Source organism: Planctomycetia bacterium, from assembly GCA_034440135.1.
GTDB lineage: Bacteria > Planctomycetota > Planctomycetia > Pirellulales > JALHLM01 > JALHLM01.
The window spans coordinates 64,885-74,419 of sequence record JAWXBP010000223.1 but is presented as its reverse complement, the minus strand read 5'-3'; the positions used below and the strand labels follow the sequence as shown (position 1 = coordinate 74,419).

7 protein-coding genes and 1 tRNA gene are annotated in these 9,535 nt (G+C 61.7%); 6 read left to right on the top strand and 2 right to left on the bottom strand.

Annotated elements, in window-relative coordinates:
- Positions 1-102: 102 nt before the first annotated feature.
- Together SGJ19_13040 and SGJ19_13035 are read right to left on the bottom strand one after the other, a co-directional pair.
- Positions 103-912 (bottom strand): hypothetical protein, encoded by an 810-nt coding sequence (locus tag SGJ19_13040; protein MDZ4781172.1) that lies wholly within the window; start codon positions 910-912, stop codon positions 103-105.
- A gap of 187 nt (positions 913-1,099) precedes the next feature.
- Positions 1,100-1,172, bottom strand: a tRNA-Phe gene (locus SGJ19_13035).
- 268 nt (positions 1,173-1,440) lie between these two features.
- Between SGJ19_13035 and SGJ19_13030 the strand changes: the two genes are divergently transcribed.
- The 6 genes from SGJ19_13030 (at position 1,441) to SGJ19_13005 (ending at position 9,501) form a co-directional block, all read left to right on the top strand.
- Positions 1,441-3,051 carry a hypothetical protein gene (locus tag SGJ19_13030; protein MDZ4781171.1) on the top strand — a complete coding sequence of 537 codons (1,611 nt, stop codon included), beginning with the start codon at positions 1,441-1,443 and terminating at the stop codon, positions 3,049-3,051.
- A gap of 135 nt (positions 3,052-3,186) precedes the next feature.
- Positions 3,187-4,092 (top strand): hypothetical protein, encoded by a 906-nt coding sequence (locus SGJ19_13025; GenBank protein ID MDZ4781170.1) that lies wholly within the window; start codon positions 3,187-3,189, stop codon positions 4,090-4,092.
- Between the two features lie 50 nt (positions 4,093-4,142).
- Entirely contained in the window at positions 4,143-4,775 is a 633-nt protein-coding gene (locus tag SGJ19_13020; GenBank protein ID MDZ4781169.1) for a MotA/TolQ/ExbB proton channel family protein, read from the top strand.
- 14 nt (positions 4,776-4,789) lie between these two features.
- Positions 4,790-5,272: a biopolymer transporter ExbD gene (locus SGJ19_13015; GenBank protein MDZ4781168.1), complete on the top strand. Its 483-nt coding sequence runs from the start codon at positions 4,790-4,792 to the stop codon at positions 5,270-5,272.
- A gap of 3 nt (positions 5,273-5,275) precedes the next feature.
- On the top strand, positions 5,276-5,872 hold the full coding sequence (locus SGJ19_13010; protein MDZ4781167.1) for a biopolymer transporter ExbD: 597 nt from the start codon (positions 5,276-5,278) through the stop codon (positions 5,870-5,872).
- A 212-nt stretch (positions 5,873-6,084) separates the two neighbouring features.
- Positions 6,085-9,501, top strand: coding sequence for a PQQ-binding-like beta-propeller repeat protein (locus tag SGJ19_13005; GenBank protein MDZ4781166.1), 3,417 nt, complete (start codon positions 6,085-6,087; stop codon positions 9,499-9,501).
- Positions 9,502-9,535: the final 34 nt, after the last annotated feature.

Below are 9,535 nucleotides of genomic sequence, written 5' to 3'. Positions count from 1 at the left end.
GAATAATTTGGGGCGATCACGTTCGACGTGTGCAAACGCTGGCCGCGGCTGACTATCGCGGTTAGCCCCAGCACGGCTTGATTAGAAATCCACTGCGGCCGACTAAGCCGCCGCCTTCGGGCGTCGCCGCCAGGCGCGGCAGAGCCCAAGGCCGCCGCTCGCGATCAGCGACAGCGCGATGGCGCCCGGTTCGGGCACTTGAACGAACCCGCCGGTCAGACGCAGTGTGCGCGTGGCGTGGCCAACGACGAAACTCAGATCCAGGGTTTGAACCGGGCCCCCGCTGGGTCTGCCGCCAAAGAAGAGCGTGTCCGGATAATTGCTGCCGGGGGTGAAAAAGAATTCCGGCAGTTGCCCCGGATCGATCTCGAGCGTTTCATCGAACGCTTCGGTCACAGGCCCGCTCGAAGACGTTTCGAACCCCTGGTATTGACCTACGAATCGCAGCAAGATTGGCTCGAGCGCGGCCGCCTCGGGATTCGCTCCCCAAGTGTCGCCGCCTTGGAAGCCCAGCGGCGCAGGATCGACGTTGGCATAACTCGGCGCGTTGAGCCATTCCACGCGCTCCAGAGTGATGGTTTCGTCAAAGAGGAGATTCACCGGCTTATCGGGAAAATCGGTGGGATTGATCGTGATCTCGTTGAATGCCGACATCGAGCGGTCAAATGTTTGGCCGCCGTCCGCGTAATCCAGAGTTTCCAGCGCGAACGTGTCGGGCACATCGTCCAACACGGATTCCAGTTGGGATGGCACGACGATAGAGGCGCCTAAGCTTGGCCCGCCAATGATTCCCACCGAAACATTGAATTTGCCGACCCAGTTGCGGTTCAATTGAATCTCGTCCGCGGCAGCTCGATTGCCCCACGCCAATAAGCCCACGATGGTCCATGTCCAGATGTTTACTCGAGTCATCGCCGCCACCTTTCCGCCGAAAAAAGGCCTCAATTTAGGAAGTCCGCGCCGCCCTCTCGGGGCGCGCGCACCGTCACACTATCCTAAATAGCGGACCTGGGCGATCAGATTGATCGCGAAAAAACGCACAACCCGCATAGAATATCGGCCAAAAGCCGAAATCGGGTGCTCTAAGCAACAGAAAAAGTGGACAGGGCCGGGATCGAACCGGCGACACCTGAATTTTCAGTCCAGTGCTCTACCGACTGAGCTACCTGTCCGTGCCGTGACGACCGGCGCGAGGCCAATCGAACGGCGAACCGAAAATGGTAAGTTCCCATTCGCGGGTTGTCAACGTACCGGGACACCGAAACTGGGCCTGGGTTCGCGGGACAACCCTTTGTCGGACAACAACTTCCGGCGTCGCCGTTTGCTTGACATCCCGGTTGGCGGTCATTAGGATCGAAGATTGGGAACAGGGCGGCAAGGATCCTTCCCGTGAACGGCGTTGTTCCCCTGTCGATCCAGTGGCGACGGGGACTTGTCCACATGCGCTGGTCTGCGTGCCTGTCGGCACTTGTCTTAGCTTGTTTCGCGCTCCCGGCGCGCGGCGCACTCACTCCGGAAAGTCCCGAAGTGAAGGCCGCGGTTGCCAAGGCCGTGGCGTTTCTCGCTACCGACGGCGCCAACGATCCCCGCATTGGCGCGCAGGCGATGGCCGGCTTAGCGCTCCTCAAAAGCGAAGCGCCACACGATCATCCGCGGATCCTCCAAGCGGTCCAGTCGATCCGTCAGGGGCTCAACGACGACTCGCTGCGCACGGACATGTACAGTCTCGCGATGGCGATCATCTTCTTGGTGAACGCGGACCGCGACCGGTACGAGTACGACATCGAAAAGCTCTTAAAGCTGCAGGGGGAAACGCAGAAACCGAACGGCGCCTGGGGGTATCATAACGCGTTCTTCGGGGATACCTCGATGACGCAGTATGCCGTGCTTAGCATGTGGGAAGCCACAGAAGCCGGCTTCGACATTCCGATGGACCGTTGGGAACAAGTCGCCAATTGGTTACTGCGAACGCAGGATCCCAGCGGGGCGTTCGGCTATCAGGCGATCGACCCGGGAAACTTCACGCAGGTGTTGCAGCCCGAGACGCGGTTGAGCATGTGTTCCGCGGGATCGGGATCGCTTTATATCTGCTCGGATCGCTTCGGGCTGGTGAATCTCGGACCACGCGACAAAAGAAAACCGGAAGATTCGTTGCCGGACGCGCTCAAGCCGGTCGGCAAGCGGCGTCAGCGGCCGGACCGCAAAGGTACGCGAAATGTCGACAGCCGACGCATGGAGCGCGCTCGCGACGCCGCCGACGAGCACATGGATCGAAACTTCGCCATCGAAGTGGACAAGTATCCACACTACTATCTCTATACGATGGAGCGGTATCAGAGCTTCCGCGAAGCGGCCTCCGGTCGCATTGCACAGGATTCCGAATGGTACGACGCCGGCGTGAGGTATTTGCTCGCTAAGCAAGGTACGAGGGGCGAGTGGGACAATCAGTGCGGTGTCATGTCCGATACTGCTTTCTCCGTGCTCTTCATGGTGCGTTCGACCCGCAAGGCCATCACGAGGGCCCGTTATTATGGTGGCGGCACGCTGGTCGGGGGGCGCGGCTTGCCGCACGGCGAAGGGAGTGCATTGTTGCGTCAAGGACGCATCAAACGGCAAGCGACCGCTGGCCCGGCGGACGAATTGTTTGCCGCGATGGACGACCCGGACAATGAGCTTTATTTCCGCGCGATTGAGGACTTGGAGGAGCTTTCGTTCGAGGCCGACATCGAGGATCTCGACTCGATGGCAGCGCAATTGAAAAGGCTCGTCTCCGACGGACCCGTCGAAGCCCGTGTGGCTGCAGTGCGCGGCTTGGCGCGGACGCGGAATCTCGATCACGCACCGACGCTGATCTTTGCGCTGGACGATCCCGACGCCGAGGTCTTTCGCGAGGCCGCGGCGGGACTGCGATTGATGAGTCGCCGTCTGAAAGCGCCGGCGCCCCCGGCGGCGCCGAGCGAGAAAGAACGACAGGATGAAATCCGGATTTGGCAAGATTGGTATCGTTCGATTCGCCCCGGTGCGACGTTCGATGCCCTTTCTCTTCCCTAACGCATGAATTGACTGCATGGCATCGTCGCCTTTCGCTCCGCGAAAGGGCGCTCTTTCGCGGAGCGAAAGGCGACAATGGTTGTCTCGCCTACTATTTTAAGAACCAACAAGTTGGCCACGATCGCACCTCCAGCCTTGCCCGGTCCCACGCTGCCGCCCGATGCGGCGCCATCGGCGCAACTGCGCGTCTCGGCGTACGATCAGGCCTCGAGCTTGCTGTTGGCCATGTTGGTGCTGGTCGGGTCCGTCGCGGCGGCGCTGCTTCCCGTCTGGTTCGCGATGCGCGGCGCGGAGCCCGCGCCGCCGGTCGCCGTCACGATGGTCGAGCTGAACCCCGGCGAAGGGGGCGGGCACGCATTGGGCGAAGGTTCCGAGGGGATGCTGATCGAGGGGCCGGAATCGGACGAGTTCCCCACATTGGGCGAGGTGGTCGAGGAATCGCTGCTCTCGACGCTCGACAATATCAGCCGCACCACGTCGCTTTACAGCGCCCGGCTGGATGAGCCATATCTTGGCGAAGACGCTCCGGTGTTACGGGGGCGCTCGCGCGGCACGGGAGATCGCGTGGCGCAGGGCTCGGGGTCCGGCGAGCCTGGTCTGCCCCGGCCGCAGCGCTGGGAAGTGGAATACGGCGACAGCATCACGTTGCAGGAATACTCGGCGATTCTCGACTTTTTCAAGATTGAGTTGGCGGCGATCGGCCAGTCGAATACGATCGAGTTAGCCTCGAAATTCGGCCAGCAAAAGCCGTCGGTGCGGACTTTGATCGCCAGCGCCAACGAAACGCGGTTGTATTTTTCCTGGCGGCGGGGAAGTAGTCGCGAGGCCGCTGATCGCGAGCTGCTGGTCAAGGCGGGCGTGCAAACCGAGAACCGCGTGCTGGTACAGTTTATTCCGGACGCCGTAGAACAGACGCTGGTTAAGCTGGAGAAACAATATGCCGGACGCGATCCGAAGGACACGCGCCGCACGCGCTTCGGCGTGCAAAAAGCTGAACAAGGATTTGAGTTTCATGTGCTGAGTCAACAACCGGTCAAATAGCAACGCCGGCGGGGAGTCGAATCCCTTCACCTCTTGCCCCACGCGAATTCATGCAAGCCACCGAACTGGCGAAACTGCTTGGCGACGCCTGCTACGTCTTTTTGGCGGCCAACTTCCTGTGGGGCTTGTATTGCGTGATCATGGTCATGCGGCGGCTCAAGCTGTTGTCGTTTCGAAACGAGCTAGAGCAAAGCGAATTCTTGAATGAGTTCCAGCAAGCCCTGCGTTCCCCGCAGCCAGCGGCCGCCGACGAGTTGTGCGCCGACAACCCGCGGGCTTTGGCGCAACTTGGCCGTGTGGCATTCGCGAATCGCAAGCTCAGCACCGAACACCTGCGACAATTGCTCGGCGAACTGGTGCAGCGCGACGTACTCGGCGACCTGGAATATCGCATCAGTTGGGTCGCCACGGTCATCAAGAGCGGCCCGTTGCTCGGGTTGTTCGGCACCGTACTCGGCATGATGGCGGCCTTCGGGCGCATCGGCACCGGCGAGAAGGTGCAACCGTCGCAAATTGCCGATGAGATTTCCATCGCGCTCATTTGCACGGCGATGGGTTTGGCCACTGCCATTCCGTTCAGCTACTGCCTGGCCAGCTTGAACATTCGCCTGCGCCGTTTGCAGGATTCTTTGGGTTCCGGGCTATTGCGGCTGTTGGACTACTTCCGAACGGGAGGCGTCTAACCGCGCGAAACACGATGCTGCACGAACGCCACGAGTTTTACGAGCACAGCCAGCTCGATGCGCTGTTGAAACGCAAGCCCTTGCACGACGACGCGCATTTCGACATCACAGCGATGATTGACCTCGTGTTCATGATGAACATCTTTTTCCTGGTGACTACGATCGGCGCCTCGTTGGTGGAAATCGACTTGCCGAGGGCCCAGCACGCCGTGGCCGTCGACGGCGACTTGGCCGTGTTCGTCACCGTGATGCCGCACGCCGATGGCGACGCCGTGAGCGTTTACCTCGCCGACGGCGTCCAAGGCGAAGCGATCACTGATGCGCTCGTGCAGGAAGATCGCATCCGCGCCGCTGTAGCGTTGGGGCGTAGCGAGGGAAAAACGGCCGTCGTGTTCAAGGCCGAGAAAGACGTACGGCTCCGGGAGATGGCCCGGCTCACGTCGGCGGCGGTCGCGGAAGGCATGCAGCTGAATCTCGCCGTGGTGGAGAAGGAATAAGCCATGGCGATTCGATTCCCCTGTCCTACGTGCGGCAAATCTTTGCGGGCCGACGCCACCGAGGCCGGCCGCCGCGGCCTATGCAAACGCTGCGGGTCGACGTTTACCGTGCCCAGTGCGACGCTGCATGTCAAAGGTCAGGAACAAACGTCGCTCACGTCGCTGATCAAGCCGCGGCCGATTCACGTCGAAGACCTAATCGACATGACCGCCATGGTTGACGTGGTGTTCTTTCTGCTGATCTTCTTTCTGGTGACCTCGATCCAGTCGTTGCAGTCGTCGATTGAGCTACCGTCTCCGGAAGCGAGCAAGAGCGCGCAGGGCGAGCTGCGCAACCTCTCGGACTACGAAAGCAACGCCGACTACGTCGTCGTCCGCATCGAGCCGGACGACCGGATGCTGGTCGACGATCAGGAAGTGTACAGCGAACAGGAGCTCCGCTCGAAACTCCGCGAAGCCCGCGCCAGCGATCACCCGCCGAGCGGCTTGTTAGTCGTCGGCCACGCCGACGCCAGCCACGGCGCGGCCGTAAAGGCCTTCGACGCCGCCGCGGACGTCGGATTGAAGAACGTGAGATTAAGCGTGGAAGACGACCTTTAGGAATGACGAAGGTCGAAATCCGAATGACGAATCAAATCCGAATGTCGAAGCTCGAATGTGGAATGATGGGTACTTGGCCATTAGTCGTTCAAAGATGCATTTCGACTTCGACATTCGACATTTAAGCATTCGGATTTGATTCGTCATTCGGATTTAGAAATTAGACATTCATCACTACCGCTACTGACCATTAGTTCCCTTCCGTACTCCTGATGGCTGACATCGAAGACATTCTGCTGGCGCTTGAAAAAAGCAACCTGGTGCCGTCGGCATTTGTGGCTCGGTTGCGCATGGAAGTCACGAAGTCGCCGCCGCCGCATGATCCGAAACTACTAATCAAGTTCCTCGTCGACAAAGGCCACATCACCCCCGCGCAGGGCGAGCGATTGCTCCTCGCGCCGAAGTCGGTGCTGCCGCCCAAGTCCGCGCAGGATGAGTACATCAATCTCGACGACGACTTGGGCCTGGCGCCTTTGGATGAACCTCTCGCGCGATCGCAAACGGCTGGGCCGCCTCCGGTCCCCGCGCCGAAAGCGGGCGGCTCCAGCATGTTGATCAAGAAGTATGCGCCCGAGCCAGCTCGCCCAGTTCCAGTGCCGGTCGAACAGATCTACGAATTGGAGGAAGTGGTCGAAGATCAGGAGTTGACCGAGTCCGACGTCGTTACTGAGCAGCTCGACGTGACCTCGGACGAAGACGAGATGCTGGTCAACAAGCGGGCGCGGCGTCGCAGCGTGTGGGATTCGCCGCTGTTGGTGCTGGGCGGCGGCGGGCTGGCGCTGTTGCTGATCGTCGTCGGCGCGCTGCTTTGGTCGATCTTCCGTGCGTCCGGCGAGGATGCGTTCCGCGTGGCGGAAAGCGATTACAAGAACGGCGCCTACACGCAGGCGATCGAAAAGATCGACGCATACCTGGCGGACTATTCCAACCACAAGGATGTTTCGAACGCCCGCGTGATGCGCGGCTTGTCCCAGATTCGTCAGCATGTGGAAGGCTCGCGCGACTTGACCGCCGCGCTCGATACCGCGCGGACCACGTTGAACGAGATCTCCAGTGAAGAGGCCTTCCCGCAGTTCCGCGCGGAATTGGCCGGGCTGTTGCCGGACATCGCCGCGGGGCTCGCAGCGCGCGCAGCGCAATCGCCGGACAAGGATTTGATCACGCAAAGCAACGAGGCGCTCTCGCTGGTCAAGCAATATGTTCCGGCGGCGATTCGCAACGAAGAGCGTTTGAGCGCGGTGGCTGATTCGCTCGACGTCACGCGCCGCACGCTGGCGCGCGAAGCACGCTTGGCGGCGACGATCACCGCCATCAATCAGGTCGCGAGAAAGCTGGCGTCCACGGCGGCGGAGGAATTGCCTACCCAACTGGAGATTGCTTACGACGCGCGCCAGGAATTGTTGAAGGAGTATCCGAAGCTCGTGGACGAGGACCGACTCGCCGCGGCGATGAAATCGGTTTCGCAAGCGGAGATCGGCGCGGTGCAGCCATTCGAGCTGTCCCGTGACGCCACGACGGACGAACCGACGTCGCCGGTGCGCTCCACGCTGACATTGGTGACGCGCACCAGCGCCGGCGCAGTGGGAAGCGATCCGCCGTCGGTGATGTTTGCCGCGACGCCCGGCAGCCTGACTGCTTTGAACGCACAGACCGGCGAGCCGCTCTGGCGCCGCGCGATGGGCCGAGGAACGTATCTCGCGCCGATGTTGTTGGCCGGCGTAAATGCCGGCGATGCGCTCATTGCGGACTCCGAGCGACGCGAGTTGTCGCGAATTGAAATCGCCACCGGCAAGTTGCGTTGGCGACAATCCTGGGAGGAGACCTTTTCCGCCGCGCCGGCGTTGTTCGGCAATGAGGTCTTGCTGGCCTCGCATTCCGGCAAGCTCTATCGCATCGAGTTGCAGTCGGGCCGCATTGCCGGCGGCTGGCAGTTGCCGCAATCGCTCGATACTGCGCCGGCCATCGACGCGCGCAAGAAGCTGGTCTACCAATTGGGCTCGCATTCCAATCTGTACGTGTTGTCGCCGGAAGCGCCAGTGTGCCGCGAAGTGCTGTATCTAGGCCACGAGACCGGCGCCATTCTCGTCGCGCCGACGGCCGTGAGCCGCTATTTGATTGTCAGCGAGAACATCGGGCTCAAAGACAGCCAGTTACGAGTTGTGCTTGTCGACGAGGCCGGCTTGCAACTTACGGCGCAACAAACGGAACCGCTCGGAGGACACGTCGATACGCCGCTCGTCGTCGAAGGCCGCGTGTTGCACGCCGTGACCGATCGCGGCGGCATTTTTTCGTTCGAGATCGCCGCGCCAGGACAGGGTAAGCCACTTTCGCCGCTCGCGCAACGGGCCGCCACGTTGCTCGAGCCGCTCACGCATTTTTCGCTGGTGAAAGACGGCCGGGTGTGGGTGGCGGGCGAGGATCTGTCGCGCTACGGCATTCAATCGACCAGCGCCAAGCTGGCGCCTGACGGCGTGACTTTGCAGAACTCGGTGTTCCTGCAGCCGCTGCAACTGACTGGCGATTCGTTGCTCTTGCTCCGTCGTCCCCGATCGGGTTGGGGGGCGATAGCGATGGCGGTGCGTACCTCGCGGCGCGAGACGATTTGGGAAACCAAGCTGGCGATGCCAAGCCTGGGAGGCGTAACGCAATCGACCGACGGGCAGACGATGATCCTCCTCGACGCGTCCGGCGGCGTTTTTCGCATCGCGGCGGCCGAGATCGGCCGCGGCGGCATCGCGAGCGCCGCGTCCACGGTCGCGACGTGGCCGGAAGCGATTGATCCCGCCGCGCTGCAAACACCTCCCTTGCAACTCGACGACGGCTCACAGATCTGGGCAGTGGAACCGAACGCCGAGCGCCTGCTGCAACTCGCGCCGGATGGTACGTCGCGCTGGATCGTCTTGCCGGAACCATTGACCTCCTCGCCGGATCGCTTTCGTGAAGGCCTTGCGCTGACCGGCCAGGAAGGCCGTGTTTATGTCATCGATCCGGCGCGTGAAGGCAACCTGTTGGAGCCGTACCAGCCGCGCGCGGCGGCGGACCAGTCGTTCCGGCGCTTTGGTCCAACAACGGTCGACGAGAATCATCTCCTCACCGCCGACGAGGAAGGAAAGCTATCGTTGCTCGTCGTGAAGGACGATCCCAAGCCGAATCTGGAAATCGAGCGCGATGTCACGCTCACGGAACCGTTGGCGGGCGCGCCCATCGTGCTGGGCAACATGGCGTTCGCGATCAACGCGCGCGACGCCGTGGCGGCCTTCGAACTGCCCACTCTGGAGCAGGTCCAAACCTGGTCGCTCAATGGTCGACCGCTCTGGGGCCCGCGCCGCGTCGGCGAGTGCGTGATGCTGGTGACGCCGGCCAACGAGCTCTGGTGTTGGAACGCCGCGGGCGAGCAGACTTGGAAGCTTCCGCTGGCTCACGGACCCTTGGCCGGAGCGCCGCTCACACGGCCGGACGGGTACGTACTCGTGACCCGCAGCGGCGCGATCGTACACGTCGGCGCCGACGGCGCGGAGTTGGCGCATGTGGAGACGGGGCTCTCGCTGCAAGGCGCAGCGTTAGTAATTGGTCAGCACGTCGTGGCGCCGGATAGCGACGGCGCCTTGCATTTGATTCCCTTGCCATAGTGTGGATTTCGGGCGGCGCCCATTCTAAGACGAT